Origin of the sequence: Pseudomonas capeferrum, assembly GCF_013523055.1 — a bacterium.
Lineage (GTDB): Bacteria > Pseudomonadota > Gammaproteobacteria > Pseudomonadales > Pseudomonadaceae > Aquipseudomonas > Aquipseudomonas capeferrum_A.
The window spans coordinates 1-26637 of record NZ_JAAMQM010000017.1; the positions used below are offsets into that span (position 1 = coordinate 1).

Genomic DNA, 26637 nt, shown 5'->3' on the forward strand with positions numbered 1-26637 from the left:
CATCCATGTTCATCGCCCCGCCCGAGTCCACCACATAGATGCAGGTGGCGCCGTAGCTTTCCATCAGCTTCGCCTGTTGCGCGAGCCCTTCGGGCGTTTGCATATGGCTCATCATCAGGAAGCCCACGGTGTCCATGCCCAGCTCGCGGGCGTATTCGATGTGCTGCTTCGACACGTCCGCCTCGGTGCAATGGGTGGCCACGCGCACGACACGCGCGCCGGCGGTGTAGGCGGCTTTCAGGTCGTGGATGGTGCCGATCCCTGGCAGCAGCAGCGTGGCGATCTTGGCGTGGTTGACCGCGTCGGCGGCTGCTTCGATCCATTCGAGGTCGGTATGGGCACCGAAACCGTAGTTGAAACTGGAGCCCTGCAGGCCATCGCCGTGGGCGACTTCGATGGAGTCGACCTTGGCTCGATCCAGTGCCGTGGCGATGGCGCGCACGTCATCCAGCGAATACTGGTGGCGGATGGCGTGCATGCCATCGCGTAGGGTCACGTCGGAGATGTAGAGTTTCTGGCTCATGCCGAAGCCCCCATTGCTTGCGCCATGCGCTCGGCGGTGGCCAGCGCGGCGGAGGTCATGATGTCGAGATTGCCGGCGTAGGCCGGCAGGTAGTGAGCGGCGCCTTCGACTTCAAGGAACACCGAGGTTTTCAAGCCCGAGAACTTACCGTGGCCGGGGATGTTCAGGTCGGTGACATCGTCGAACTGCACCTTCTGCTTCAAGCGGTAACCCGGCACATAGGCCTGCACGGCGGCGGCCATTTCTTCCACGCTCGCCTCGACCCTGGCTTTGTCTACAGACTCGCTGAGTACGTACACGGTGTCACGCATGATCAGCGGCGGCTCCGCCGGGTTCATGATGATGATCGCCTTGCCCTTCGCGGCGCCGCCGATCACCTCAATGGCCTTGCTGGTGGTCTCGGTGAACTCATCGATATTGGCGCGTGTGCCTGGGCCGGCGGATTTCGAGGCGATGGAAGCGATGATTTCCGCGTAGTGGACTTTGGCCACCCGGGCAACAGCGGCCACCATCGGAATGGTCGCCTGCCCGCCGCAGGTCACCATGTTCACGTTCAGCGCTTGCAGGTGCTGCTCCAGGTTGACCACCGGCACGCAATACGGACCGATTGCGGCCGGGGTCAGGTCGATCAAGCGAAGATTGGGCTTGTGACCGCGCAGGAAGGCGTCGTTCTTCACGTGAGCGCCAGCGCTGGTTGCATCGAAGACGAAGTCGATCTCGTGGAAGATCGGCAGGCGGGACAGGCCCTCGACGCCTTCGTGGGTGGTGGCGACGCCCATTCGTGAGGCACGGGCCAGACCGTCGGAGGCCGGGTCGATACCGACCATGACGGCCATTTCCAGGTGCTGCGCGTTGCGCAGGATTTTGATCATCAAATCGGTACCGATGTTGCCGGAACCGATGATGGCGACTTTGCGTTTACTCATGGTTTTCTCTCTGCTCATTCGCCGCTGAAGGTCACGCCGACGCGGCCCAGGCCGTCGATCTCGGCGTCGAAACGGTCACCGGCGGCCACCGCCACCATCGGCCCGAGGGCACCGGTGAGGACGATGTCGCCGGCCTTGAGCGGCTCGCCCAGGCGGGCCATGGTGCGGGCCAGCCAGACCGCCGCATTCAGCGGATGGCCGAAGCATTCGGCGCCGCTGCCGGCGGACGCTTCCTCGCCATTGCGGGTCATGCGCATGGCCGCGCCGCGCAAGTCCAGGCCGTCGATACGGCGGGCCGGGCCGCCGAGCACGAAGCAACCGCTGGAGGCGTTGTCGGCTACGGTGTCGGCAAAGCGGATGTTCCAGCCCTGCACGCGGCTACCGACGACCTCCAGTGCCGGGAGGACCCAGTTGGTGGCATTGATGAGATCGGCGAAAGTGGTGTCGGCGCTGGGCAGGTCGCGCTCCAGTACCAAGGCGATCTCCGCCTCGATCCTCGGTTGCAGCACTCGGCTGAAGGGCACAGTTTCGTTATCGCCATAGGCCATGTCGGCGAACAGGCAGCCGAAATCCGGCTGGTCCACGCCCAACTGGGCCTGCACCTTGGGGTTGGTCAGGCCGACTTTGCGGCCGACCAGGCGCCGGCCGTTGGCCAGGGCGTGGGCGACATTGAGGCGCTGGATGGCGTAGGCGGCCTCGCCGTTCTCCGCGCCCAGGGAATCACGCAAGGGAGCAATGGTCTCGCCCTGCTGTTCCGCGCGACGAAGGTCCGCGGCCAGGCGTTCGAGAGTCTCTTGGCTGATGGTCATGGGGCACCTCTGTTCAGTGCTGATGGAAGCCCAGTTGCCGGCGACGTCTCGGCGTAACTAAGTTGCCGACTCACCGCTGGACCTCCACATGGTTTTTTAGGGCCGTCCTCGTGATGCCTGTATGGCTAGTGTCGAAAACCCGGACACGAGCAGCCCCAGGACTAGTCACGAAGAACAGTCCGCGTTTCATTTGAATAAAGGTCGTCAGCAGGAGGCTTCACAGTCGTCTCTGACTACTAAGCCCTCTGGACTGGTACGATCCGACTTGTCAGCCCAAAGCAGGTACATCCAGGTTACCGCTTGCAGCCAAGACGATTTTGTCCGGGCGTACAGCGACGACATCGACCCCATGCTTGTCGAGCCAGGCAATCAGCTCACCGTCAATGTCGATCAAGTCGCTATCGGTCTGCGCGTGCTGATCGACCGAGCGCAACGCGATAAACCGTGCTCCCAGCTCTTCCCATGCGGCTTTCTGAGAGGCATTGAGCTTGCTGGCGGGATCGATGTTGGCGCCCAGGAAAACGATGCCATCTCCGGCAAGATCATCGAGCAGGCTGAATTTCCCTCTGCAGTTGGCTGCTCGCGGCTGCGGCAGCAGCTTGCCAACCACGTCCTTACTCCCTTCACCTTTTTGCAGCCATCCCAGTTGATAATGAGGTGGACGCAGCACTGCCGGCAGATCGCCAGACGTGCGTTCGGCCTCCATCATTGCCGCAATCTGTTCGTCGGACAGTTCTCGCTTGATGATCATGCCCATGCCGACCGAAAGCTGCGTATAGCGATCCACATCCGGCGCGCGCTCGGTCTCGTAGGTGTCCAGAATGGATTCAGGCAACCGCCCACGCAGCACTTCGGCCAACTTCAGGCAAACGTTTTGGGTATCGCGAATGCAAGACTGCATCCCCGACCCAGCCCACGGCGGCATCAGGTGCGCAGCGTCGCCGCAGAGGATGACGCGGCCTTCACGCCAGCGTTCGGCAAAGCGCACGTGGTGGTTATAAAAGGCCTGCTGGTGGATCTCCACTTCGTTTTCGGTTACACCGAGCAAATTGAGCAACTTCCAAAGTTGTTCGTGGGTTTGGAAGTCGGCATCTGTCTCACCGGGATTGAGCGGAAACTCCCAGCGATGGTTGCCCATCGACAGTGCAATATCGACCACAGGCCGCTTCTTGTCCGACCAGAACGTCAGCATATGGCGGTTCGGCCACCACCGTTTGACGCGGCAGTCGATAACCACCCAGCGAACCGGCAAGGTGTCACCGATCAGTTTGATGCCCAACTGCTCCCGGATCTGGCTTGCGCCACCATCACAGGCCAATGCGTAACGAGCTCGAACAGTTTCGACATCGCCAGTATCCAGATTCTTGACGCTGACGGTTACACCTTCACCGTCCTGGTCGAGCGAAATCGTCTCGTACCCATACTTGACGCTCACGCTCTCATAGCGTTGCGCGCCGTCGCGGAGAATTCTCTCCATCTCGGGCTGATAGATCGCATAGGAGGTAGGGTGACCGAATTCGCTGGAAGGGAAAGGCATCGAAGTCAGCTCACGACCTTCGTAGTCCACCCAGCGCAGTGAGTGGGTCACGTCCATGACTTCCTTCATTCTCGCGGCCAGGCCCATGCCCTGGAAAATGCGCATGGTCCAGTCATTTACCGTTACCGCACGGGCCCTGGAATAGATGTCCTTGTTGCGCTCGATGGCGACGGTCTTCACCCCAAGCTTGCCAAGAACGTTGGCAGCAGCGACACCGCCTGGGCCGTAACCAATAATGGCGATGTCTGCGTCGAACTGAGTCTTGTTACTCATGGGGCAAGAAATCCTTCAACAATGCGATTGAACTCGTCGGCGTGTTCCCATTGCACCCAGTGACCGCATTGCGGCATCACCAGAAAACGAGCATGGGGAATCTGCTTCATCAACGTGAAACCGGCGTCCAGAGGCATCACACGATCTTCGCGCCCCCAAATGATCAGCGTCTGGTGCGGTAGCCGCGTCAGTCGAGCATCTCGCCACAGCTCTTCGGGCATGCCTCCAGGACCCGGACGCATCGGCGGCTGAGCGACGATCCGTGGGTCCATCGCAGCCTCAAAGCGCTCCTTTAACAGATCGTCAGTGAGCGCTGCCGGGTTAAACACCATCTGGCTCGTGAAGCTTTTGAGGCGATCTAAGGACGGCCCAGGACCGTCGTAGAAACCGACCAGGTTCTTGATTCCCTCCGTCGGGAACACCGAGCTGACCGGCGCCCCCCCGCCTGGGCCCATCAGGACCATGCGGTTGATGCGCTCCGGCTTCTCCAGAGCAATCTTCAGGGTGACCATTCCGCCCATCGAGTTGCCCACAAAATCCGCTTTGTCGATGCCAAGCGCGTCGAGGAGTCCAATGATGACTCCAGCCCACCAACCTGGAATGGGGGCATCCGTCGGCTTCATATCCGACTTGCCGAACCCCGGCAGGTCAGGGCAGATGACGCGATGGGTCGCAGCGAAGTGGGTGATATTGCGGCTGTAATTCGACCATCCGGTTGCTCCGGGACCGGAACCTTGGAGAAGTACCAGAGCTGGGCCTTGACCCTCATCATGGTAGTGAACCTTGACGCCATTGATCGTGGCGAAACTGCCCTTAGCCATGTGTGCGATCCTCCGGTTTGATCTTCAGTTCGTGGCCCCAGATGCTCATCGAGTCGTGGCGCTCCACAGTCCAGGTCGCATCGTTGATCTCGCGCGCCCCCCAGCCGTACTCGAACTCCCACTTCGACGGTGACAGCATGTAGAACGAAGTCATGTGGTCATTCGTATGGCGACCGAGGTCCCATGCCAGCGGAACGCCGTTCTTCTTCACGCGGTCGAGGGCGAGTCCGACATCGTCCAGGCTCTGGGTCTGCAGCATGAGATGGATGATTCTTTTGGGGTGGGGAACCGCCGCAAATGCAAGGGAGTGATGGCGCGCATTGCAGTGCATAAAAGTCACTTTTGCGCGCATGCCAGGCGCAGGCATGAACTCGATGTAATCGCTGAGTTTGAAACCCAGACTGGCCCAGAACGCTTGATACTCGGCATCGTCCCTCACTGCGATTACTATGTGACCAAGACCCTGATCGCCAGTGACGAAACCCAGTACACCAGCGGGCGACACGAACGGCTTCTGGAACAACTGAGTCGCTCCATAGAACACCTCGATCGTCACTCCGGCGGGATCCACGAAAGTGGCCAGCTCAACGACGCCGCGCGCCTTGGCCAGCGCTATATCCTTCGTATACGGGACATCTTGCGCATCCAGGGACGCCAATACATCGGCAAAGGCGACCGGCGTCGAAGTTTCAAAGCCAATAGCCTTGAGGTCGTCCAGCGGACCCTGCTCAACGCGCAAACGCCAGGCGCGCTCGTCGACGCGCATTTCCAGCGCACCTTCACTTTCGTTGACCTCGGCGCCGAGGATCTTGCGGCCGTATTCGGCCCAGGCCTCTAGGTCAGCAGCTTCGACGACGACGTAGCCCAATGCAGAAATGGACATATGTTCTCCGTGCATGAATGTGAGTTGACGCTTGGCTATGGGCTTGGGGAGGAATGAGCGTCTGGATCGCGAAGACCGTCCCGTTTGGGACGTCGCGTAACACTTGGGAGTGGTTCGTCGCTTATCGGTGGATAACCGTCGACGCTGAAGTCCCAGCTGTTGCCCACCCTTGCCCTTGGCTTAGCGACGATTAGTTGCTAGCCCAAGCAGCATTCTCAACGATGGTTCACACGCCATTTGGGTGCTGAAGGTGAGCGGGATTGACTTGGTCGGGTCGCCGGTGCGATCGGGGATGGATGCTGCAGCAGCTTTAAGGCTGAGATCATTCATCGAATAAACCTCTATTTGTTTTTATTGGTCTCGCTCAGGCCTTGGAGGCTTGGCTTTTGCCTGGCCCCGGCAGAGCAGACGACATCACACATCGACATATCAATGTATGTGTCGTTCGCTACATAAGCTAAGTGAAAGCGCCTGCCTTGATCAAGCCCCCGGCAAGATTTTTGTGGCTAGAGCCGGACGGCCGGTCGTTGGGCCATGACTGCTTTTCCATCTAACAACGTCTAGAACGGTGCTCTCGGGCGATGGGTGAATCGTTGCCTAAGAGCAGTGAGGATTGTTTCAGAGAGGGGGAGTTGGCAGGGCGACGTTCTCGCTAGCTCAGAAAAGACCCGGGTTGGTGCGCCACCAAAGCCACTTCCCAGGCGCATTGTCCGGCTGGCACCTAGGCTTGGTTCTTTTCTGCACGTCCGATGTCGCCCGGGGCGCTGAATAATTAGCCTCCTAAAGGCTTGCGTTCTTCAAGGCGCTTCTCTGCCAGGGCCTGCATTGCGCAGAGCTGCTGGCGACAGCAATTGACCACATCCACCGATCCCGGATCCAATTGCGAGGCAACGAAAATGCCATCCCCGAATGCCATCCACACCTGTGACAGCTCCTCGGCGAGGTCACGAGGCAGAATCTGACCTGCTGGGCGGATAACGTGGAGAATCTGCTCCGCCAAGATGTCACGGCTGTGCTTGCGAATACGAGCAATGACGCTGGTCACCTCGGGATCCGAGCTACGACGCTCTAAGCCAATGAGGAAAATAAGTCTCATGAACGCGGGAGGTTTTTCAAGGAACTCGGCATCACTGCGCGCCTGGCTTTCTATCAGATCCGCATCATTAGTCCTCGCGCTTCTGCGTGCCAGGTTACTGTCAATCACCTGTAAGGCACTATGCTCGAGAGCCGCCAGCAGTAGTTTTTCCTTACTTCCAAAGTGCCAGTAAATTGAGGTTGTGGGATAGCCGCTACGCTCCCTGATCATCGACATACTGGTACCGGCATAGCCGAATTCGGCCATCAGACCCATCGTTACATCAAGAATCTTTTCCGGATTCGCTTCGGCCCGTTGGCGTGTGGTTGAGCGTTTTTTTACGACCTTACTTTTTTTTTCCGACGAATGCTCCGCATTGCTCATCGGTTTATCCCCTTGAATCTAATAATCGTCTTAGCCAGCTGACCACAATATCGCTCATGGCCTCCTTCAGGCACCAGTGCTACTCGAGCTCTCAGATCGAAGTCAGCTTCGGAGGGATACAAGGCCTCGCTGGTCGCGGGTATGACAATTGTGACCATCTGCATCTTCAACCGGCTACCTCGACATCACCTCGAAGGCCGATCCCGAACACTCGTACCGACCTCCAGATGATGGTCAGAAAGATTCTCTTTGGCTCGACAAAGCGCTTCATTCATGCCTTCGATCTTCGTGAAACCCTGACGATGAACTGACGGCATAAACCTGGCGACAACCATACTGGTAGAGCGCTTTTGAATCCATGATAAGCCTATGTGGCCAAGCGGTGACCAGCGGTTTCTCAACCACCGGACCGGTTCTTTCGACGAGCCTGGCAATTGGCAGGCCGCAATTAGGACCGACGAGGGTTTTGCAAATCAATCAGCATGTGCGCTCGTACTCTTCCGACATCAAGAGCGCGGTAGCCTTGTTTAAAATGGATTCTCCTGCTCAAGACGAGCGATCCGGGCTCGCAGCTCCTGGATTTTCTACTGCTCGGGCGTCAGGGCTTTGCTCTGAGGCGTTACCCCAGCCCAAAACATGGAACTCCATTGATCGGATCAACATTCACGTAAACGGCCGTCGCTTTGACGATGCCATTTTCGATCAACGCATACGTCAGTCGTGGCGTACCCTCGGCATCATCGTGCAGAACACAAGCTGTGGCTGCTTGGAACACGGGGAAGATGGCTGCGCCCATCCGAAAGCCTCTTGATAGCTAACCAGCCCAACAAGCGGGTCTGTCATCTGCGACATTCTGCATTTCCTTCTTCTTGCGGGCTCGAAAGTTGCGCCTCTCCTACGGCCTCGGCCCCGCTAAAGGCGAGGCTTGGGCAGTAGCGACAAATTTCCATTTCCTACAGCCGGAATTGAGGCGGAAAGCCTCTGGTCAGGGTTTCCCGTTCGGTATAGTCAGGACTTGATTAGCCGCGTGTCCAGGCCGAAGCGCTCTTGGCTGATCAGCCGGTACTTGTCCTCGGCGAGATTGCAGCTGACCAGCAGGTTCCAAGAATGGCGAGAGACGGCAGACGGGATCAGCACAAAGGGATGCTTGGCCAGCAAGGCGTCTGCAAACTTCTGCTGGTTGGGAGAGGCCAATGCGCTCGTCAACCAAACCGGGTTCGGCACGTCCTCGGGCTGTACAACGTGGATCAGCTTCGGGTCGAGCACTTCGAAACAGGTGAGGACATGCGGCACCGTGCCCAGTGCGTCGAAGCCGGCTGCACCGCGACCTCGAGGATGGCGGACGATGGATCAGCCGATGCGTACACGACGTTACGCCCCGGTGGGTTCCACCGACCACCCATTGCATGGTGTCCCGTCAATTCTAAGGGCGCGAACACCACGCTTCTCCTACGACCTAGCCCCTAAAGAACGCTAAAACCGACCCGCTTACTCCACCGTCACCGACTTGGCCAGGTTACGCGGCTGGTCGACGTCGGTGCCTTTGAGCACGGCGACGTAGTACGAAAGCAGCTGCAACGGAATGGTGTACAGGATCGGCGCCAGCGCATCGATGATGTGCGGCACCTTGATCACATGGGTACCCTCTCCATTGGTCAAGCCGGCATGCTCGTCGGCGAAGACCACCAACTCACCGCCACGGGCGCGAACTTCCTGCAAGTTGGACTTGAGCTTCTCCAGCAGTTCGTTGTTCGGGGCCACGGTCACCACCGGCATGTCGCTGTCTACCAGCGCCAGCGGACCATGCTTGAGCTCGCCCGCCGGGTACGCTTCGGCATGGATGTAGGAGATCTCCTTGAGCTTGAGCGCCCCTTCCATGGCGACCGGGAACTGCGCGCCGCGTCCCAGGAACAGGGTGTGATGCTTGTCGGCGAACAGCTCGGCGGTCTTCTCGATGGTGCTGTCCATGGCCAGGGCTTCGCCCAGACGCGACGGCAGGCGACGTAGCTCTTCGACCAATTCGGCTTCGACACCGGCTTCAAGGGTGCCGCGCACACGGCCCAGGGCCAGGGTCAGCAACATCAGGGAGACGAGCTGGGTGGTAAAGGCCTTGGTGGAGGCAACTCCGATTTCCGGACCCGCCAGAGTCAGCAGGGTCAGGTCGGACTCGCGCACCAGGGAGCTGATGCCGACGTTGCAGATGGCCAGGCTGCCGAGGAAGCCAAGCTCCTTGGCATTGCGCAGCGCTGCCAGGGTATCGGCGGTCTCGCCCGACTGGGAGATCGAGACGAACAGGGTGTCCGGCTGCACGACGACCTTGCGGTAACGGAACTCGCTGGCCACTTCCACCTGACAAGGGATACCGGCCAAGCTCTCGAGCCAGTAACGGGCAACCATGCCGGCATGGTAGCTGGTGCCACAGGCGACGATCTGCACATTGCGCACCTTGGCGAACAGTTCGGCTGCTTGTGGGCCGAAGGCCTGGACCATGACGTGATCATTCGTCAGACGGCCTTCCAGGGTGCGTTGCACCACGGCGGGCTGCTCATGGATTTCCTTGAGCATGAAGTGGCGATAGGTGCCTTTGTCGGCGGCTTCGGCGCCCTCGTGATACTGCACGGCCTCACGTTGCGCCAACTGGCCATCTTGATCCCAGATCGTCACCTGGTCGCGAAGGATCTCGGCAATGTCACCCTCCTCCAGGTACATGAAGCGGTCGGTAACCTGGCGCAGCGCCAGTTGGTCGGAAGCCAGGAAGTTCTCGCCATGACCCAGGCCGATCACCAGGGGGCTGCCACTCCGGGCAGCCAGCAGACGATCAGGCTGCGCCGCGCTGATGACCGCCAGGCCATAGGCGCCATGCAGTTGCTTGACCGCTGCCTTGAGGGCATCGCCCAGGTCGGGCACGGTCTTCAAGATATGATTGATCAGGTGGACGATGACTTCGGTATCGGTCTGCGAAGTGAAGGCATAGCCAAGCCCTTTCAGGTCCTCGCGCAGGCTTTCGTGGTTCTCGATGATGCCGTTGTGCACTACTGCCAGATCCTGTCCGGAAAAGTGCGGGTGAGCATTGTGCTCGGTCGGCGCGCCATGGGTGGCCCAGCGGGTATGAGCGATACCCAGGTTGCCGACCAGTGGTTCGGCAGTGACGGCGGTTTCGAGCTCGCTCACCTTGCCAATGCGACGACGACGCTCCAGCTGACCCTGCTGGGTATAGACGGCCAGGCCGGCACTGTCATAGCCGCGGTATTCCAGGCGCTTGAGGCCTTCGATCAGGATGGTTGTGATATTGCGCTCGGCAACGGCACCGACGATTCCACACATATGTCTTGCTCCTAGCTGAGGGCGGCGCACATCAGGTTGATGCCGCGGGCTTTGATCTGGTCGCGTGCCTCGGCGGACAGGCGATCGTCTGTAATGAGGGTGTTCACGCTGCTCCAAGGCAGCTCGAGATTGGGGATCTTGCGGCCAACCTTGTCGGACTCGACCATGACGATTACTTCCCGGGCCACATCGGCCATGACGCGACTGAGACCGAGCAGTTCGTTGAAAGTGGTGGTACCGCGTTCGAGGTCGATGCCATCGGCACCGATGAACAGCTGGTCGAAATCGTACGAGCGCAACACCTGCTCGGCCACTTGACCCTGGAAGGATTCCGAATGCGGATCCCAGGTGCCGCCCGTCATGAGCAGTACAGGTTCGTGCTCCAGCTCGGTAATGGCGCGAGCCACGTTCAGGGAGTTGGTCATGACTACCAGCCCGGGCTGACGACCCAGTTCCGGGATCATCGCGGCGGTAGTGCTGCCGCTGTCGATGATGATTCGGGCATGCTCACGGATACGTCCTACCGCCGCCTTGGCAATAGCCTGTTTGTAGACTGAAATAGGCTGTACCGCCTCGCTGAGCAATTCCTGGGGCATGGTGACGGCTCCACCGTAGCGACGCAGCAGCAACCCGTTGGCTTCGAGAGCGGCTAGGTCCTTGCGTATGGTGACCTCGGACGTCTCGAAACGCTTGGCCAGCATGTCGACGCTCACTTCGCCCTGCTCGTTGAGCAGAGCCAGGATATTGTGACGTCGCTGAGGAGTGTTACGTTTCGACATGGCGTACTAAGTTTCGATTCGAAAGATAATGCTTGCAATCAAAACCTATGAACGGAATTTCGTCAAGTCCGAGTTTGTGGTCCCTGTGGATATCTGCTCCGGCAACGAGCGTGCTCGCGCAGGGCTGCGTTGCCGGCACAGAACAAGCCCGCAAGCGCGGCGCATATTTTGTGGGAGTGGGCTTGCCCGCGAAGCAGGCACTGCGGTGTATGGCACCGGCTTCGCCGGTGTTCGCGGGCAAGCCCGCTCCCACAAAATATGCGCTGCGCTTGCGGGATTTGTTCCATGGGTGGGCAGGCCAGCCCGCGCCAAGGCTTAGCCACCGCCAAACCCTGACTGGAGAAACAAAAAAGCCGACTTATCCACATAAGTCGGCTTTTGTTTTTACATCGCTCGATCAGCTTTTCTTGATTTTTTCCGGACGCTTCCATCCATCGATGTTGCGCTGACGCGCACGCGCCACTGCCAACTGGCCCGCCTCTACCGATTGCGTAATGGTCGAGCCTGCTGCCGTTGTAGCTCCAGACGAGATATCCACAGGCGCGACCAGCGAATTGTTCGAACCGATGAAGACGTCTTCCCCCATCACGGTCCTGAATTTGTTGGCCCCGTCATAGTTGCAGGTGATGGTGCCAGCGCCGATGTTGGTGCGGGCGCCGATCTCGGCATCGCCCAGGTAACTCAAGTGGCCGGCCTTGGCGCCCTCTCCCAGATGCGCATTTTTCAGCTCGACGAAGTTACCCACATGGGCCCGGGCTTCGAGCACACTGCCCGGACGCAAGCGGGCAAACGGACCGGCATCGCTGCCTTCGCCCAAGATCGCGCCTTCCAGGTGACTGTTGGCCTTGACCACCGCGCCCTTGCGCAGGGTGCTGTTCTTGATGACGCAGTTGGGGCCGATCTGGACATCATCTTCGATGACGACGGTACCTTCGAGAATCACGTTGACATCGATAAGCACATCGCGACCTACCGTGACTTCACCACGTACATCGAAGCGTGCCGGATCGCGAAGCGTGACTCCTTGGGCCATCAGACGACGCCCCTCTCGAAGCTGGTAGTGGCGCTCGAGTTCCGCCAACTGCCGACGGTCGTTGGCGCCCTGGACTTCCATCGGATCCTGGGGTTGCTCGGTGGCCACTACCAGCCCATCGGCGACGGCCATGGCAATCACGTCGGTGAGGTAATACTCGCCTTGGGCATTATTGTTGGATAACCGACCCAACCATACCGCTAGACGCGACGCAGGGACGGCGAGGATGCCGGTATTGCCTTCCTTGATCGCCTTTTGCACCTCGTTGGCGTCCTTGTGTTCGACGATGGCGGCAACCTGGCCACTCCCATCGCGAACGATCCGACCATATCCAGTCGGGTCCTGAAGAGTGACAGTCAACAGTCCCAGTTGCTGGTCGTTGACCTTGGCCAGCAAGCGTTGAAGGGTTTCTACCTCGATCAGCGGCACATCGCCGTAAAGGATCAGGACGGTCTCGGCACTGATGGCGGGAAGCGCCTGGGCCACGGCATGGCCAGTACCCAACTGCTGGTCTTGCATGACGAAGTTTAGGTCATCGGCGGCCAGACGATCGCGTACCTGCTCGGCGCCATGGCCGATGACTACATGAATACCCGTTGGGTGGAGCTTGCGCGCACTGTGGATAACATGGCCGAGCATCGAGTTGCCGGCCACGGGATGAAGCACCTTGGGTAGCGCGGAACGCATGCGAGTGCCTTGGCCTGCGGCGAGAATAACGATATCGAGTGACATTGACTGGCTACCAATCCTGGGCGGTCAGCGGAATGACCGGTATGTGGGAGACTGAAAAAGAAAAAGGGTAGCCGATGGCTACCCTTTTTCTCAATCGACATGAAACCGGCGGCATCAGCCGCCGAACTTCTTGCGGATCTGTTGGACGGTACGCAGCTGGGCTGCGGCCTCGGCCAGGCGTGCCGAAGCAGCACTGTAGTCGAAATCCGCGCCTTTTTCATGCAGGGCCTTCTCAGCGGCCTGAACAGCCTCCTGAGCAGACGCCTCGTCCAGGTCTGCAGCACGTTGCACAGTATCGGCAAGCACCTTGACCATGTTCGGCTGCACTTCAAGGAAACCACCGGAGATGTAGAACACCTCGCGATCGCCACCCTGCTTGGTCAGCGTGATCGGACCCGGCTTGAGATTGGTGATCAGCGGGGCGTGGCCTGGGGCGATACCAAGATCACCCAGGTTGCCGTGCGCAATCACCATCTCGACCAGACCGGAGAAGATCTCTCCTTCCGCGCTGACGATATCGCAATGGACTGTCATAGCCATCTGCTTGCCTCAACCTGATTAGCGCCCCTTTCGGGGCGCCTGGATTACAGTTTCTTGGCTTTCTCGACCGCTTCTTCGATACCGCCGACCATGTAGAACGCTTGTTCTGGCAGGTGGTCGTAGTCGCCGTTGAGGATGCCTTTGAAGCCAGCAATGGTGTCTTTCAGGGAAACGTATTTACCCGAGGCACCCGTGAAGACTTCAGCCACGAAGAACGGCTGGGACAGGAAGCGCTGGATCTTACGAGCGCGGGATACCAGTTGCTTGTCGGTTTCGGACAGTTCGTCCATACCGAGGATCGCAATGATGTCCTTCAGCTCTTTATAGCGCTGCAGCACGTACTGAACGCCACGGGCGGTCTCGTAGTGCTCGTTGCCGATGACGTTCGGGTCCAGCTGGCGCGAAGTCGAGTCCAGTGGATCGACCGCTGGGTAGATACCCAGGGAGGCGATGTCACGGGACAGTACGACGGTGGCGTCCAAGTGGGCGAAGGTGGTCGCCGGCGACGGGTCGGTCAGGTCGTCCGCAGGTACGTAGACGGCCTGGATCGAAGTGATCGAGCCCTGCTTGGTGGAGGTGATACGCTCCTGCAGAACACCCATCTCTTCAGCCAGAGTCGGCTGGTAGCCTACTGCCGAAGGCATACGGCCCAGCAGTGCGGATACTTCGGTACCGGCCAGGGTGTAACGATAGATGTTGTCGACGAACAGCAGAACGTCGTTACCTTCGTCACGGAACTTCTCGGCCATGGTCAGGCCGGTCAGCGCTACGCGCAGACGGTTTCCCGGTGGCTCGTTCATCTGACCGTAGACCAAGGCTACCTTGTCGAGAACGTTGGAGTCCTTCATCTCGTGGTAGAAGTCGTTACCCTCACGAGTACGCTCACCCACACCGGCGAACACGGAATAACCGCTGTGCTCGATGGCGATGTTACGGATCAGTTCCATCATGTTGACGGTCTTGCCGACACCGGCACCACCGAACAGACCAACCTTACCACCCTTGGCGAACGGGCAGACCAGGTCGATAACCTTGATGCCGGTTTCCAGCAGATCGTTGCCGCCTGCCTGCTCAGCGAAGGAAGGCGCGGCACGGTGAATGCCCCAACGCTCTTCTTCACCGATAGGGCCCGCTTCGTCGATCGGGTTGCCGAGGACGTCCATGATGCGACCCAGGGTCGCTTTACCGACCGGCACGGAAATGGCTGCGCCGGTATCGATGACATCCAGACCGCGCTTGAGGCCTTCGGTGGAGCCCATCGCAATGGTACGAACCACGCCGTCGCCCAGCTGCTGCTGAACTTCGAGGGTGGTTTCCGCGCCTTGAACTTTCAGCGCGTTGTAAACACTCGGAACGACGTCACGTGGAAATTCCACGTCGATGACGGCGCCGATGATTTGAACGATACGTCCGCTACTCATAGCTGGATCCTCTGAATTTTTGAACCGTTAAACCGCGGCAGCGCCGCCGACGATTTCCGAGATCTCCTGGGTGATCGCAGCCTGACGCGCCTTGTTGTAGATCAGCTGGAGGTCGCTGATCAGGTCACCGGCGTTGTCTGTGGCGTTCTTCATGGCGATCATCCGGGCAGCCTGTTCGGCCGCATTGTTCTCGACCACCGCCTGGTAGACCTGCGACTCCACGTAACGCACCATGAGGCCGTCCAGCAGCTCCTTGGCGTCGGGTTCGTAGAGGTAGTCCCAGTGGTGCTTGAGTTCTTGATCCGGGGTTGCCACCAACGGTACCAACTGCTCGACCGTAGGCAATTGCGTCATGGTATTGATGAACTTGTTCGACACCACGGACAGGCGATCGATACGGCCGTCCAGATAGGCGTCCAGCATGACCTTCACGCTGCCGATCAGATCGTTGATCGACGGCTCTTCACCCAAATGGCTGATCGCGGCCACGACGTTGCCGCCGAAGCTACGGAAGAAGGCTGCGCCTTTGCTGCCCACTACGCACAGGTCGATTTCGATACCCTGTTCGCGGTTGGCGTTCATGTCCTTGACCAGGGCCTTGAACAGGTTGGTGTTCAAGCCACCGCACAGACCACGGTCACTGCTCACCACGACGTAACCGACACGCTTGATTTCGCGTTCGATCATGAAGGGATGGCGGTATTCCGGGTTGGCGTTGGCTAGATGACCGATCACCTGACGGATACGCTCCGCGTAAGGACGGCTAGCAGCCATGCGCATTTGAGCCTTGCGCATTTTGCTGACCGCCACTTTTTCCATGGCGCTGGTAATTTTTTGCGTGCTTTTGATGCTCGCAATCTTACTGCGAATCTCTTTTGCGCCTGCCATGTATCACCTATGAGGTTAGCAAGCGGGGGCCAGAAGCCCCCGCTGCGGCTTACCAGGTCTGGGTGGCCTTGAACTTCTCGATACCGGCTTTCATGCCAGCGTCGATTTCGTCGTTGAAGTCACCTTTCACGTTGATCTTGGCCATGAGTGCGGCGTGATCGCGGTTGAAGTAGGCGATCAGCGCTTGTTCGAAGCTGCCGACCTTGGGGATTTCAACGTCGGTCAGGAACCCACGCTCAGCGGCGTACAGCGACAGCGCCATGTCCGCGATGGACATAGGAGCATACTGCTTCTGCTTCATCAGCTCGGTGACACGCTGACCGTGCTCGAGCTGCTTGCGGGTAGCCTCGTCCAGGTCAGACGCGAACTGGGCGAATGCCGCCAGTTCACGATACTGAGCCAGGGCGGTACGGATACCACCGGAAAGCTTCTTGATGATCTTGGTCTGAGCGGCACCACCTACGCGGGATACCGAAACACCGGCGTTCACTGCAGGGCGGATGCCCGAGTTGAACATGGCCGATTCCAGGAAGATCTGACCGTCGGTGATCGAGATCACGTTGGTCGGAACGAACGCGGAAACGTCGCCAGCCTGGGTTTCGATGATCGGCAGAGCGGTCAGGGAACCGGTCTTGCCAGTCACGGCGCCATTGGTGAACTTCTCGACGTACTCTTCGGAAACGCGCGATGCACGCTCCAGCAGACGGGAGTGGAGATAGAACACGTCGCCTGGATACGCTTCACGTCCTGGTGGACGGCGCAGCAGCAGGGAGATCTGACGGTAGGCAACGGCCTGCTTGGACAGGTCATCGTAAACGATCAGTGCGTCTTCACCGCGGTCGCGGAAGAACTCGCCCATGGTGCAGCCGGCGTAAGGCGCCAGGAACTGCAGTGCGGCGGATTCGGAAGCACTGGCGGCAACGATGATGGTGTTGGCCAGGGCACCGTTTTCTTCCAGCTTGCGCACGACGTTGGCAATGGTCGACTGCTTCTGGCCCACGGCCACGTATACGCAGAAGATGCCGCTGTCTTTCTGGTTGATGATCGCATCGATCGCCAGAGCGGTCTTACCGATCTGACGGTCACCGATGATCAGCTCGCGCTGGCCACGGCCGACCGGGATCATGGCGTCGACGGCCTTGTAGCCAGTCTGTACAGGCTGGTCTACCGACTTACGCCAGATAACGCCCGGAGCAACCTTCTCGACCGCGTCGGTCTCGGTGTTGTTCAGGGGGCCCTTGCCGTCGATCGGGTTGCCCAGTGCGTCGACGACGCGACCCAGCAGTTCCTTGCCAACCGGAACTTCCAGGATGCGGCCGGTGCACTTGGCGCTCATGCCCTCGGCGAGGGTGGTGTAAGCGCCCAGCACGACCGCACCCACGGAGTCTTGCTCCAGGTTCAGGGCCATGCCGTAGACGCCGCCCGGGAACTCGATCATTTCGCCGTACATGACGTCGGCCAGACCGTGAATCCGCACGATACCGTCGGAAACGCTGACGACGGTACCTTCGTTACGGGCTTGGGAGGCTACATCGAGCTTGTCGATGCGGCCCTTGATGATTTCACTAATTTCGGAAGGATTGAGTTGCTGCATTGCTCTGCTGCCCCTTCAAACTCAAGATTTCAATGCTTCGGCCAGTTTCGCGATCTTGCCGCGAACAGAGCCATCGATAACCAGGTCGCCGGCGCGGATGACGACGCCGCCGATCAGGCTGGCATCCTCCGACGCGTGCAGGCGCACTTCCCGGCTGAGCCGTGCACTGAGAACCTTGGCGAGTTTGTCTTGCTGTTCTTGGTTCAACGCAAAAGCACTGGTGACTTCCACGTCCACGGATTTTTCCTGCTCGGCCTTGTACAGCTCGAACAGTGAGGCAATCTCCGGCAACAGCAGGAGACGGTCGTTTTCCGCGGCAACATGAATGAAATTCTGTGCCTGTGCATCGAACTTGTCACCGCACACTTCAATGAAAGCGGCGGCCTTTTCTGCGCTCGTCAATCGCGGGGCCTTGAGCAGGCGCTGCATGGTGTCGTCTTCGGACACCGCAGCAGCCAGGCCGAGCATGGCTGACCAATTGGCCAGCTGCTGATGGGCCTGTGCGTGCTCGAAGGCTGCCTTAGCGTAAGGTCGGGCCAACGTGGTCAGTTCTGCCATGATCGCCCTCGCTTAAATTTCAGCGGCCAGTTTATTAACCAGCTCCGCATGCGCGTTTTGATCGATTGTGGCACCAAGGATCTTTTCAGCACCGCCGACAGCCAGCATACCCACTTGGGCACGCAAGGCGTCCTTGACGCTGTTGAGCTCCTGTTCGATCTCGGCTTGAGCCTGGGCCTTGACACGGTCAGCTTCGACGCGGGCCTGTTCACGGGCTTCATCGACGATCTGGGTACCGCGTTTCTTCGCTTGCTCAATGATTTCGGCTGCCTGCGTCTTAGCTTCGCGCAGTTGCTGACCCACTTTCTCTTGGGCCAGCTCCAGGTCGCGAGCTGCGCGATTGGCAGCGTCCAGTCCTTCAGCGATCTTTTTCTGGCGTTCCTGCAAAGCCGTGATGACCGGAGGCCACACGAACTTCATGCAGAAAAGCACGAAGAATAAGAACGCAACGGACTGGCCAATCAGGGTTGCATTAATGTTCACGCCAACACCTCGCTCGTTCTCTGTCCATCACCCTAATCAACTCGTCGGTAACGAGTGATTAGCCAGCGATCTGGCCAACGAACGGATTCGCGAAGGTGAAGAACAGGGCAATACCAACACCGATCATGGTTACGGCGTCGAGCAGACCGGCAACGATGAACATTTTAACCTGCAGCATCGGAACCATTTCCGGTTGACGCGCAGCGCCTTCCAGGAACTTGCCGCCCAGCAGGCCGAAACCAATGGCGGTACCCAGAGCGCCCAGGCCGATCAGCAGAGCAACAGCGATAGCGGTAAGACCAACTACAGTTTCCATCTTTCCTCCCGACTTTTACGTCGTATTGGTTAGGTTTTTTAGTTTGAAGCGGTAAAACGAACTGTTTTGTACAACTGCCCTTGCGGACTTTTTAAGCCCTCCCCCGAACAGGCGGGAAGGCTATCAGACACGCCAGGCGGTCTTAATGGTTATCTTCGTGAGCCATCGACAGGTAGACGATGGTGAGCATCATGAAGATGAAAGCTTGCAGGGTGATGATCAGGATGTGGAACACCGCCCACGCCCATTGCAGCACGATACCCAGGCCGCTGAGCCACAGGATGCCGGCGCCGAACATCACCGCGATCAGGATGAACACCAGTTCGCCGGCATACATGTTGCCGAACAGACGCAGTGCCAGCGAGATCGGCTTGGCGATCAGGGTGACGAATTCCAGCAGGAAGTTGACCGGAATCAGCAGGATCTGCACAAAGATGTTCTTGCTGCCGAACGGGTGCAGGGTCAGTTCACCGATGAAGCCGCCCAGACCCTTGACCTTGATGCTGTAGAAGATGATCAGGGCAAACACGCTCAGGGCCATGCCCAGGGTCGCGTTCGGGTCGGTGGTCGATACGGCACGGAACGGAATGTGCGGATCGCCAGAGATCATGATGGCCAGTTGCGGAATCCAGTCGACCGGGATCAGGTCGATGGCGTTCATCAGGAATACCCAGACGAAGATCGTCAGTGCCAGCGGCGCGATCACCGGGCTACGGCCGTGGAAGGAGTCCTTCACGCTGCCGTGGACGAAGTCGACCAGCACCTCGACGAAGTTCTGCAGACCGCTCGGTTGGCCGGAAGTGGCCTTCTTTGCCGCCATGCGGAAGATGAAGAGGAAGATCAGACCCAACGCAACAGACCAGCCCAGGGTGTCCAGGTGGAAAGCCCAGAAGCCCATAGCCTTGGCTTCGGCAGCCGAATGGGCAAAGCCCCAGCTGCCGTCTGGTAGTTGACCGTAGGTCAGGTTCTGCAAGTGGTGCTGGATATAGCCCGAAGCGGTTTCTGCTGCCATGGTTGCCTCAAACGCCCTAAGGTCTCGAATGTCTTTTAATCATCAGCAGTGGCGCAAACCAGCTGACCGATATCGTCAACAGGAAGACGCCGAATACTGCCAACGGCGCCAGTGGCTTCACCCCTGCGAAGGTCAGTGCGAAAAGCACTGCCGTCAGAATCAATTTGCCAGCCTCGCCTGCGTAGAACGACTTGACGATGGCTTGCGCTGCCCTGGCCCCGCTATAGCGAAAGGCCTTCCAGGCGAAATACACATTGGGCAGCCAGGCAATCAGTCCTCCGCAGAGGCCCGAATATCCACTTACCGCCCCTTGCCACTGCCACAACACCAGAGTTGCCAGCAGCAGCACGATACATTGAGCCAGCAGTACCGGAAAAACCTCCCAGCGATGGAAAGGCAGGCGGTTTGGCGTGCGTATTTCCATCACGACTGCTCCTCTGAAGTCGACCTTTCAACCAGCGACGACTTGGCATAATTTGTGCCGACAAAATGCGCGCAGAGTATAGGGGTGGATCAACCCCTATTCAACTATCAGGTAGTGATTTCCGACTACGCCTACATCAGGAATTGTTTCAGCGGATGTGAGCGAGAACACCTTGCAACTCGTCGAGCGAGTTGTAGCGAATTACCAGCTGGCCTTTTCCCTTGTTACCGTGACGTATCTGTACCGCAGAGCCCAGACGCTCTGCCAGACGCTGTTCGAGGCGTGCGATATCCGGATCGGCCTTGGCCGGCTCGACCTCTTCAGGTTTGCCGTTGAGCCATTGGCGCACCAGTGCCTCGGTCTGGCGCACGGTCAGCCCACGTGCGACAACATGACGCGCCCCCTCGAGCTGCTGTGCCTCCTCGAGACCGAGCAATGCACGCGCGTGGCCCATTTCCAGATCACCGTGCGCGAGCATGGTCTTGATCGCTTCCGGCAGGGAAATCAGGCGCAGCAAGTTGGCCACGGTCACCCGCGACTTGCCCACGGCATCGGCCACCTGTTGCTGGGTCAGCTCGAACTCCTGCTGCAGACGCTGCAAGGCCATGGCCTCTTCCAGAGGGTTGAGGTCCTCACGCTGGATGTTCTCGATCAGCGCCATGGCGATGGCTGCATCATCCGGCACTTCCCGGACCATCGCGGGGATGGTGTCCAGGCCGGCCTGCTGGGTGGCGCGCCAACGGCGCTCACCGGCAATGATCTCGTAGCGGTCTTCGCCGATCGGACGAACCACGATCGGCTGCATCACGCCCTGGCTACGAATCGACTGGGCCAGCTCTTCCAGTGCCTGTGGGTCCATGTCCCGGCGCGGCTGGTACTTGCCACGCTGGATCACCTCGACCGGCAGGTGCTGCAGCTCCCTGCGATCGACCTTCACCGCCTGCTCCTCGAGCACGCTGACGGTAGGACCACTGAGCAGTGCGTCCAGCCCGCGTCCCAGACCTCGTTTCTTAACGGCCATGCGGATTCCTTACGTTGTCTGGGCAGTACGTGATTGACGGCGTTGACGACGCACCAACTCACCGGCCAGCGCCAGGTAGGCCTGCGCACCGCGCGATTGCTTGTCGTACGCCAGCGCGGGCATGCCGAAGCTTGGCGCTTCGGCCAGGCGAATATTGCGTGGAATGACCGTGTCGTACAGCTGCTCGCCGAAATGCTCCTTGAGCTGCGCCGAGACATCGTTGTTCAGGCTCAGGCGCGGATCGAACATGGTTCGCAGCAATCCCTCGATTTTCAACTGGGGATTGAGCCGCGCGGCGATACGCTTGATGTTGTCCACCAGGTCGCTCAGACCCTCCAGCGCGTAATACTCGCACTGCATGGGAATGATCACGCCATCGGAGGCGACCAGCGCGTTGAGGGTGAGCATCGACAGGGACGGCGGGCAATCGATGAGAATGAAGTCGTAGTTGTCGCGAATCGGCGCCAGCGCATTGCGCAGACGACTTTCCTTGACCTGCATTTCCAGCAGCACCACTTCCGCGGCGGTCAGGTCGCGGTTGGCGGGTAGCAGCTGGTAGTTGCCATGCTCGGAAAAGTGCATGGCCTGGGCCAGGTCGCATTCACCGATCAGCAGGTCATAGACCGAATGTTCGAGAACGTGCTTGTCCACGCCACTGCCCATGGTGGCGTTGCCTTGTGGATCGAGATCGATCAGCAGCACGCGGCGCTTGGTTGCAGCCAGCGATGCGGCGAGATTGATACAGGTGGTGGTCTTGCCCACGCCACCCTTCTGGTTCGCGATTGCGAATACCTTAGCCATTGTTGCGTGTGTTCCCTGTCATGCCTTGCGGCGCAGTATCAGTAGATGGCGCTGGCCTTGGCAACCCGGTACGGTCAAGGCCTGCTCGCTGTCCACTGTGAAGTCTGCGGGCAATGCTACCAGTTCGTCGGCAGGATGCAGCCCTTTCATTGCAAGCCACTGCGTCCTGGTGTCGCCCAGGTGGCGGGTCCAGTTGGTGAAATTCTCCATGCTGCTGAACGCTCGGGAGATGATTCCACAAAAGGGATGCTCAGGTCGGTATTCCTCGACGCGGCTGTGGATAACCTGGAGGTTGTCCAGCTTCAGCTCCATTTTTACTTGCATGAGGAATCGAGTCTTCTTGCCGTTGCTGTCGAGAAGCGTGACCTGCTTGTGCGGGTTGAGGATAGCCAACGGTATGCCCGGCATGCCACCGCCGCTGCCCACATCCAGCCAACGCTCGGTGTCATTGTGGATAAACCTCATGACGCTGAGACTGTCGAGGAGATGGCGCGAGACCATCTCGTCCGGGTTGCGTACGGCGGTGAGATTGTAGGCCTGGTTCCATTTGATCAACAGCGCCAGATAGCCCAGCAGTCGTTCATGCTGCTGCGGACTCAGCTCTACGCCGAGCTCGCGCGCGCCTGTGGACAACTCTTGTGCATGCTGCGGGGTGACCAGGGAACTCAAGCGCTTCGCTCCAATCCGCGGCCAGCGCCGCGCTTTTTCAAATGAATCAGCAAAAGGGAAATCGCCGCCGGGGTGACACCGGGGATGCGCGAAGCCTGGCCCAGCGTCTGTGGTCGAGCCTGGCCGAGCTTGCTCTGGATCTCCTTGGACAGTCCGGAGATCGTGGTGTAGTCGATATCCGCTGGCAGGGCTGTGTCCTCGCTGGCACGCAGTCGTGCGATCTCCTCCTGCTGGCGATCGATGTAGCCAGCATACTTGGTCTTGATCTCTATCTGCTCGGCTACCTGCGGAGCGATATCCACGCTGCCGGTCACTTCGACCAGGCCGGCGTAGTCGATTTCAGGTCGGCTCAGCAGACTCAGCAGGTTGTACTCGTGAGTCAACGGCGTGCCGAATTTATCGGCAACTGCCTGTCCTTGAGCGGTGTCCGGACGTATCCAGGTACTTTTCAGACGCTGCTCCTCGCGCTCGATACCTTCGCGCTTGGTGCAGAAGGCAGCCCAGCGCTGGTCATCGATGAGACCAAGCTCGCGACCCTTTTCGGTCAGACGCAGGTCGGCGTTGTCCTCGCGCAGGATCAGGCGATATTCGGCCCGCGAGGTGAACATGCGATACGGCTCCTGCGTACCCAAGGTAATCAGGTCATCCACCAGCACGCCGATGTAGGCCTCGTCGCGTCGCGGACACCAGCTTTCGCGACCCTGCGCGCGCAGCGCGGCGTTCGTTCCGGCCAGCAGTCCCTGGGCGCCCGCTTCCTCGTAGCCCGTGGTGCCATTGATCTGCCCTGCGAAGAACAGGCCTGCGATGACCTTGGTTTCCAGACTGTACTTGAGGTCGCGCGGATCGAAATAGTCGTATTCGATCGCATAGCCTGGACGCACGATATGGGCGTTCTCCATGCCCTGGATCGAGCGCACTATCTGCAACTGCACGTCAAACGGCAACGAAGTCGAAATCCCGTTCGGGTAGAGCTCGTGGGTAGTCAGGCCCTCGGGTTCGATGAATACCTGGTGACTCTGCTTGTCCGCGAAGCGATGGATCTTGTCCTCGATCGACGGACAGTAACGCGGTCCGACACCTTCGATCACGCCGGAATACATCGGCGAGCGATCGAGGTTGGAAGCGATGATCTCGTGGGTACGGGCGTTGGTATGGGTGATCCAACAGCTGACCTGACGGGGATGCATCCGCGCATTGCCCATGAACGACATGGTCGGAATCGGCGTGTCGCCTGGCTGCTCGGTCATTAGCGAGAAATCCACCGAGCGACCATCGATACGCGGTGGAGTACCGGTCTTCAATCGGCCAACGCGCAATGGCATCTCTCGAAGACGACGTGCCAAGGCAATGGCAGGTGGATCGCCCGCACGACCGCCGGAAAAATTCTCAAGGCCGATGTGGATAAGTCCGCCGAGGAAGGTCCCGGTCGTCAACACCACGGCGTCAGCCATGAAACGTAATCCCATCTGCGTGACGACACCGCGAACCTGATCCTGCTCGACGATCAGGTCGTCACAGGATTGCTGAAATATCCACAGGTTCGGCTGGTTCTCGAGGATCTCGCGCACCACGGCCTTGTAGATGGCACGGTCTGCCTGAGCACGCGTGGCACGTACTGCTGGGCCCTTGCGATTGTTGAGCACGCGGAACTGGATACCGCTCTTGTCGGTAGCCAATGCCATTGCACCGCCGAGCGCATCGATCTCCTTGACCAGATGACTCTTGCCAATGCCACCGATCGCCGGGTTGCAGCTCATGTGACCAAGGGTTTCCACGTTGTGGGTCAGCAGCAGGGTTTTGACACCCATGCGAGCGGACGCAAGCGCAGCCTCGGTACCGGCATGGCCGCCGCCGATGACGATCACTTCAAAACGGGAAGGGAAATCCACCACGCACCTCGTGCCTGTTTTGCGAATAGAGAAGGTAAGCGGACAAGTATAGGGACTTCCCCCTGCTCAAAGAAACCTCTTGCGCAAATTTTGATCAGGCTGTGGATGAATGGCAGGCAATAGAAATAGAGAGAAAAGATTTATAAAAGCTTTGTTTTTATGTTTATTCTTACACAGGCACATATCTGTGTATAAAGCTCTGTACACGAGTAAAATCAGTGCGTACAGAGATTTTAAACCCTGTGTGCTACTACAGCGGAGGGGTCTGGATAACTCGGTTTAACCTGTGGATTAAATGCCTATTTATCCACAGGCGGTTCTATCACCAGCTTGTAGCCCCAGTTATCAAGAGAGCTGAAGTATGGTTTTCCACAGGGCTTAGGCGCAAGAAAAGACACCTGTTGATAAATTCACAGGCGTTTTGAGAGAGGCTTGGGAGGATCGAGGTGGAAAATTCCGTCTGTGGATGAAACTGAGGGGGTGGAACGGGGAGGAAAATGGGTATCTGTGGATAGATACCCGGTGGATATCTATTTGCCAATGCAGAAGCTGGAGAAGATTCTTCCCAACAGGTCGTCGGAACTGAACGCGCCTGTGATCTCACCCAACGCCTGTTGTGCTTGGCGCAGGTCCTCTGCCAAGAGCTCACCAGCACCCGCCAGCGTCAATTGCGCCCTTCCGTGCTCCAGATGCGCACTGGCCTGGCGAAGGGCTTCCAGATGTCGACGACGTGCGCTGAAGCTGCTCTCCGAGGTCTGCTCATAGCCCATGCAAGCCTTGAGGTGTTCACGCAGCAGGTCCAACCCCATGTCAGGGTCGCGCGCACTCAGAGTGATGGTGACGTGCCCGTCGTCGCATTGCTCGACTGCTATCGGTTCGCCACTCAGATCGGCCTTGTTACGAATCAAGGTGACCTTGGCGGGTGTTGGCCGCTGGTCCAGAAATTCCGGCCACAGTGCAAAGGGATCACTTGCTTCTGGGCCTGTGGAGTCGACCACCAGGAGCACCCGGTCTGCTTCAGCGATAGCGTTGAGCGCCCGCTCGACGCCTATTTTCTCGACTTGGTCATCCGTATTCCTCAGCCCGGCCGTATCCACGACATGCAGCGGCATGCCATCGATGTGGATATGTTCTCGGAGAATGTCCCGAGTAGTGCCGGCAATATCGGTAACGATGGCGGCTTCTCGACCCGCGAGCATGTTCAGAAGGCTCGACTTGCCGGCATTGGGGCGTCCGGCGATGACTACGTTCATCCCGTCGCGCAACAGCGCGCCTTGGCCAGCCTCGCGCTGTACCGTGGACAACTCCTGACGTACCGCATCGAGCAGACCGAGCACATGACCGTCGGCAAGAAAATCGATTTCCTCCTCAGGGAAGTCGATCGCGGCCTCCACATAGATCCTCAGCGCAATCAGCGACTCTGTGAGTTTATCCACACGACGGGAGAATTCGCCTTGCAGTGACTTCAAGGCATTACGCGCAGCTTGCGCTGAACTGGCCTCGATAAGATCGGCGATCGCCTCCGCCTGCGCCAGGTCGAGCTTGTCGTTGAGAAAGGCACGCTCGCTGAACTCTCCTGCTCTGGCCAGCCGACAGCCCAGCTGCAAGCAGCGCTGCAGGAGCATGTCCAGGACCACCGGGCCTCCATGGCCCTGCAGCTCCAGGACATCCTCGCCCGTAAAGGAATTGGGCCCAGGGAAGAACAGTGCAATGCCTTCGTCCAGGACCTGGCCATCCTCGGCGCTGAACGGCCCGTAATGGGCATGCCGGGGCTTCAGAGTGCGTTTGGTGATCGCCTGGCCCGCCTGGTGGGCCAATGGGCCGGAGAGCCTGACGATGCCCACGCCTCCACGACCAGGAGCAGTGGCGATGGCAGCGATGGTTTCACGGACGGTGTTCATGCTGGAAGCCTCGAGAACAGA

Annotated in this window: 24 protein-coding genes and 3 pseudogenes; all 27 read right to left on the minus strand. The window is 59.1% G+C overall.

The features are described from left to right. A pseudogene (mhpE, locus tag G7009_RS19010) lies at positions 1-523 on the minus strand (4-hydroxy-2-oxovalerate aldolase); the annotation flags it as partial. After that, a complete protein-coding gene (locus tag G7009_RS19015) occupies positions 520-1449 on the minus strand; it encodes an acetaldehyde dehydrogenase (acetylating) (protein WP_181131642.1) in 930 nt (309 codons plus the stop codon). The pseudogene mhpE and the gene G7009_RS19015, both read right to left, overlap by 4 nt. 14 nt (positions 1450-1463) lie before the next feature. Next, complete coding sequence (mhpD, locus tag G7009_RS19020; protein ID WP_181131643.1) at positions 1464-2258, minus strand: 2-keto-4-pentenoate hydratase; 795 nt, start codon at positions 2256-2258, stop codon at positions 1464-1466. A gap of 268 nt (positions 2259-2526) precedes the next feature. Beyond that, positions 2527-4068: a bifunctional 3-(3-hydroxy-phenyl)propionate/3-hydroxycinnamic acid hydroxylase gene (locus tag G7009_RS19025; RefSeq protein ID WP_181131644.1), complete on the minus strand. Its 1542-nt coding sequence runs from the start codon at positions 4066-4068 to the stop codon at positions 2527-2529. Then, positions 4065-4889, minus strand: coding sequence for an alpha/beta fold hydrolase (locus tag G7009_RS19030; protein WP_181131645.1), 825 nt, complete (start codon positions 4887-4889; stop codon positions 4065-4067). The genes G7009_RS19025 and G7009_RS19030 overlap by 4 nt, the downstream gene beginning before the upstream one ends. After that, positions 4882-5772, minus strand: a complete 891-nt coding sequence (locus G7009_RS19035) for a VOC family protein (protein WP_258197991.1) — start codon at positions 5770-5772, stop codon at positions 4882-4884. Before G7009_RS19035 ends, G7009_RS19030 begins: the two co-directional genes overlap by 8 nt. 772 nt (positions 5773-6544) lie before the next feature. Continuing rightward, entirely contained in the window at positions 6545-7231 is a 687-nt protein-coding gene (locus G7009_RS19040; protein WP_181131646.1) for a TetR/AcrR family transcriptional regulator, read from the minus strand. Between the two features lie 451 nt (positions 7232-7682). Then, positions 7683-7857 (minus strand): annotated as a pseudogene (locus tag G7009_RS19045) (IS3 family transposase); the annotation flags it as partial. Then, a complete protein-coding gene (locus G7009_RS19050) occupies positions 7851-8027 on the minus strand; it encodes a hypothetical protein (protein ID WP_181131778.1) in 177 nt (58 codons plus the stop codon). The gene G7009_RS19050 and the pseudogene G7009_RS19045, both read right to left, overlap by 7 nt. A 212-nt stretch (positions 8028-8239) precedes the next feature. Beyond that, positions 8240-8646: pseudogene (locus tag G7009_RS19055) on the minus strand (RES family NAD+ phosphorylase); the annotation flags it as partial. 73 nt (positions 8647-8719) lie between these two features. Further along, on the minus strand, positions 8720-10555 hold the full coding sequence (gene glmS / locus G7009_RS19060; protein WP_181131647.1) for a glutamine--fructose-6-phosphate transaminase (isomerizing): 1836 nt from the start codon (positions 10553-10555) through the stop codon (positions 8720-8722). A gap of 11 nt (positions 10556-10566) precedes the next feature. Continuing rightward, the gene (locus G7009_RS19065) at positions 10567-11334 is read right to left on the minus strand and encodes a DeoR/GlpR family DNA-binding transcription regulator (protein ID WP_181131648.1); all 768 of its coding nucleotides are present in this window, start codon (positions 11332-11334) and stop codon (positions 10567-10569) included. Positions 11335-11731: 397 nt separating this feature from the next. Beyond that, positions 11732-13099: a bifunctional UDP-N-acetylglucosamine diphosphorylase/glucosamine-1-phosphate N-acetyltransferase GlmU gene (glmU, locus tag G7009_RS19070; protein ID WP_181131649.1), complete on the minus strand. Its 1368-nt coding sequence runs from the start codon at positions 13097-13099 to the stop codon at positions 11732-11734. 114 nt (positions 13100-13213) lie between these two features. Beyond that, complete coding sequence (locus G7009_RS19075; RefSeq protein ID WP_181131650.1) at positions 13214-13639, minus strand: F0F1 ATP synthase subunit epsilon; 426 nt, start codon at positions 13637-13639, stop codon at positions 13214-13216. A gap of 44 nt (positions 13640-13683) precedes the next feature. Further along, positions 13684-15060 carry a F0F1 ATP synthase subunit beta gene (gene atpD, locus G7009_RS19080; protein ID WP_181131651.1) on the minus strand — a complete coding sequence of 459 codons (1377 nt, stop codon included), beginning with the start codon at positions 15058-15060 and terminating at the stop codon, positions 13684-13686. A 27-nt stretch (positions 15061-15087) separates the two neighbouring features. Continuing rightward, the gene (gene atpG, locus G7009_RS19085; RefSeq protein ID WP_181131652.1) at positions 15088-15948 is read right to left on the minus strand and encodes a F0F1 ATP synthase subunit gamma; all 861 of its coding nucleotides are present in this window, start codon (positions 15946-15948) and stop codon (positions 15088-15090) included. 49 nt (positions 15949-15997) lie between these two features. Further along, entirely contained in the window at positions 15998-17542 is a 1545-nt protein-coding gene (gene atpA / locus G7009_RS19090; RefSeq protein WP_181131653.1) for a F0F1 ATP synthase subunit alpha, read from the minus strand. A gap of 21 nt (positions 17543-17563) precedes the next feature. Further along, entirely contained in the window at positions 17564-18100 is a 537-nt protein-coding gene (locus G7009_RS19095) for a F0F1 ATP synthase subunit delta (protein WP_181131654.1), read from the minus strand. A gap of 12 nt (positions 18101-18112) precedes the next feature. After that, positions 18113-18583: a F0F1 ATP synthase subunit B gene (locus G7009_RS19100; protein WP_181131655.1), complete on the minus strand. Its 471-nt coding sequence runs from the start codon at positions 18581-18583 to the stop codon at positions 18113-18115. Positions 18584-18641: 58 nt separating this feature from the next. Continuing rightward, on the minus strand, positions 18642-18899 hold the full coding sequence (atpE, locus tag G7009_RS19105) for a F0F1 ATP synthase subunit C (RefSeq protein WP_003097235.1): 258 nt from the start codon (positions 18897-18899) through the stop codon (positions 18642-18644). Positions 18900-19041: 142 nt separating this feature from the next. Beyond that, a complete protein-coding gene (atpB, locus tag G7009_RS19110; RefSeq protein WP_181131656.1) occupies positions 19042-19911 on the minus strand; it encodes a F0F1 ATP synthase subunit A in 870 nt (289 codons plus the stop codon). 16 nt (positions 19912-19927) lie between these two features. Further along, positions 19928-20335, minus strand: a complete 408-nt coding sequence (locus G7009_RS19115) for a F0F1 ATP synthase subunit I (protein WP_181131657.1) — start codon at positions 20333-20335, stop codon at positions 19928-19930. A gap of 148 nt (positions 20336-20483) precedes the next feature. After that, the gene (locus G7009_RS19120) at positions 20484-21356 is read right to left on the minus strand and encodes a ParB/RepB/Spo0J family partition protein (protein WP_181131658.1); all 873 of its coding nucleotides are present in this window, start codon (positions 21354-21356) and stop codon (positions 20484-20486) included. A gap of 9 nt (positions 21357-21365) precedes the next feature. Further along, complete coding sequence (locus G7009_RS19125) at positions 21366-22157, minus strand: ParA family protein (RefSeq protein ID WP_181131659.1); 792 nt, start codon at positions 22155-22157, stop codon at positions 21366-21368. A gap of 18 nt (positions 22158-22175) precedes the next feature. Then, complete coding sequence (gene rsmG, locus G7009_RS19130) at positions 22176-22826, minus strand: 16S rRNA (guanine(527)-N(7))-methyltransferase RsmG (RefSeq protein ID WP_181131660.1); 651 nt, start codon at positions 22824-22826, stop codon at positions 22176-22178. Continuing rightward, the gene (gene mnmG, locus G7009_RS19135) at positions 22823-24715 is read right to left on the minus strand and encodes a tRNA uridine-5-carboxymethylaminomethyl(34) synthesis enzyme MnmG (RefSeq protein ID WP_181131661.1); all 1893 of its coding nucleotides are present in this window, start codon (positions 24713-24715) and stop codon (positions 22823-22825) included. Before mnmG ends, rsmG begins: the two co-directional genes overlap by 4 nt. A 530-nt stretch (positions 24716-25245) precedes the next feature. After that, on the minus strand, positions 25246-26616 hold the full coding sequence (gene mnmE / locus G7009_RS19140; protein WP_181131662.1) for a tRNA uridine-5-carboxymethylaminomethyl(34) synthesis GTPase MnmE: 1371 nt from the start codon (positions 26614-26616) through the stop codon (positions 25246-25248). Positions 26617-26637: the final 21 nt, after the last annotated feature.

What these genes read in the sequence shown, in the direction of transcription:
- G7009_RS19015 (WP_181131642.1), bottom strand. Translation starts at nt 1,449, where the DNA reads ATGAGTAAACGCAAAGTCGCCATCATCGGTTCCGGCAACATCGGTACC.
- mhpD (WP_181131643.1), bottom strand. Translation starts at nt 2,258, where the DNA reads ATGACCATCAGCCAAGAGACTCTCGAACGCCTGGCCGCGGACCTTCGT.
- G7009_RS19025 (WP_181131644.1), bottom strand. Translation starts at nt 4,068, where the DNA reads ATGAGTAACAAGACTCAGTTCGACGCAGACATCGCCATTATTGGTTAC.
- G7009_RS19030 (WP_181131645.1), bottom strand. Translation starts at nt 4,889, where the DNA reads ATGGCTAAGGGCAGTTTCGCCACGATCAATGGCGTCAAGGTTCACTAC.
- G7009_RS19035 (WP_258197991.1), bottom strand. Translation starts at nt 5,772, where the DNA reads ATGTCCATTTCTGCATTGGGCTACGTCGTCGTCGAAGCTGCTGACCTA.
- G7009_RS19040 (WP_181131646.1), bottom strand. Translation starts at nt 7,231, where the DNA reads ATGAGCAATGCGGAGCATTCGTCGGAAAAAAAAAGTAAGGTCGTAAAA.
- G7009_RS19050 (WP_181131778.1), bottom strand. Translation starts at nt 8,027, where the DNA reads ATGGGCGCAGCCATCTTCCCCGTGTTCCAAGCAGCCACAGCTTGTGTT.
- glmS (WP_181131647.1), bottom strand. Translation starts at nt 10,555, where the DNA reads ATGTGTGGAATCGTCGGTGCCGTTGCCGAGCGCAATATCACAACCATC.
- G7009_RS19065 (WP_181131648.1), bottom strand. Translation starts at nt 11,334, where the DNA reads ATGTCGAAACGTAACACTCCTCAGCGACGTCACAATATCCTGGCTCTG.
- glmU (WP_181131649.1), bottom strand. Translation starts at nt 13,099, where the DNA reads ATGTCACTCGATATCGTTATTCTCGCCGCAGGCCAAGGCACTCGCATG.
- G7009_RS19075 (WP_181131650.1), bottom strand. Translation starts at nt 13,639, where the DNA reads ATGGCTATGACAGTCCATTGCGATATCGTCAGCGCGGAAGGAGAGATC.
- atpD (WP_181131651.1), bottom strand. Translation starts at nt 15,060, where the DNA reads ATGAGTAGCGGACGTATCGTTCAAATCATCGGCGCCGTCATCGACGTG.
- atpG (WP_181131652.1), bottom strand. Translation starts at nt 15,948, where the DNA reads ATGGCAGGCGCAAAAGAGATTCGCAGTAAGATTGCGAGCATCAAAAGC.
- atpA (WP_181131653.1), bottom strand. Translation starts at nt 17,542, where the DNA reads ATGCAGCAACTCAATCCTTCCGAAATTAGTGAAATCATCAAGGGCCGC.
- G7009_RS19095 (WP_181131654.1), bottom strand. Translation starts at nt 18,100, where the DNA reads ATGGCAGAACTGACCACGTTGGCCCGACCTTACGCTAAGGCAGCCTTC.
- atpE (WP_003097235.1), bottom strand. Translation starts at nt 18,899, where the DNA reads ATGGAAACTGTAGTTGGTCTTACCGCTATCGCTGTTGCTCTGCTGATC.
- atpB (WP_181131656.1), bottom strand. Translation starts at nt 19,911, where the DNA reads ATGGCAGCAGAAACCGCTTCGGGCTATATCCAGCACCACTTGCAGAAC.
- G7009_RS19115 (WP_181131657.1), bottom strand. Translation starts at nt 20,335, where the DNA reads ATGGAAATACGCACGCCAAACCGCCTGCCTTTCCATCGCTGGGAGGTT.
- G7009_RS19120 (WP_181131658.1), bottom strand. Translation starts at nt 21,356, where the DNA reads ATGGCCGTTAAGAAACGAGGTCTGGGACGCGGGCTGGACGCACTGCTC.
- G7009_RS19125 (WP_181131659.1), bottom strand. Translation starts at nt 22,157, where the DNA reads ATGGCTAAGGTATTCGCAATCGCGAACCAGAAGGGTGGCGTGGGCAAG.
- mnmE (WP_181131662.1), bottom strand. Translation starts at nt 26,616, where the DNA reads ATGAACACCGTCCGTGAAACCATCGCTGCCATCGCCACTGCTCCTGGT.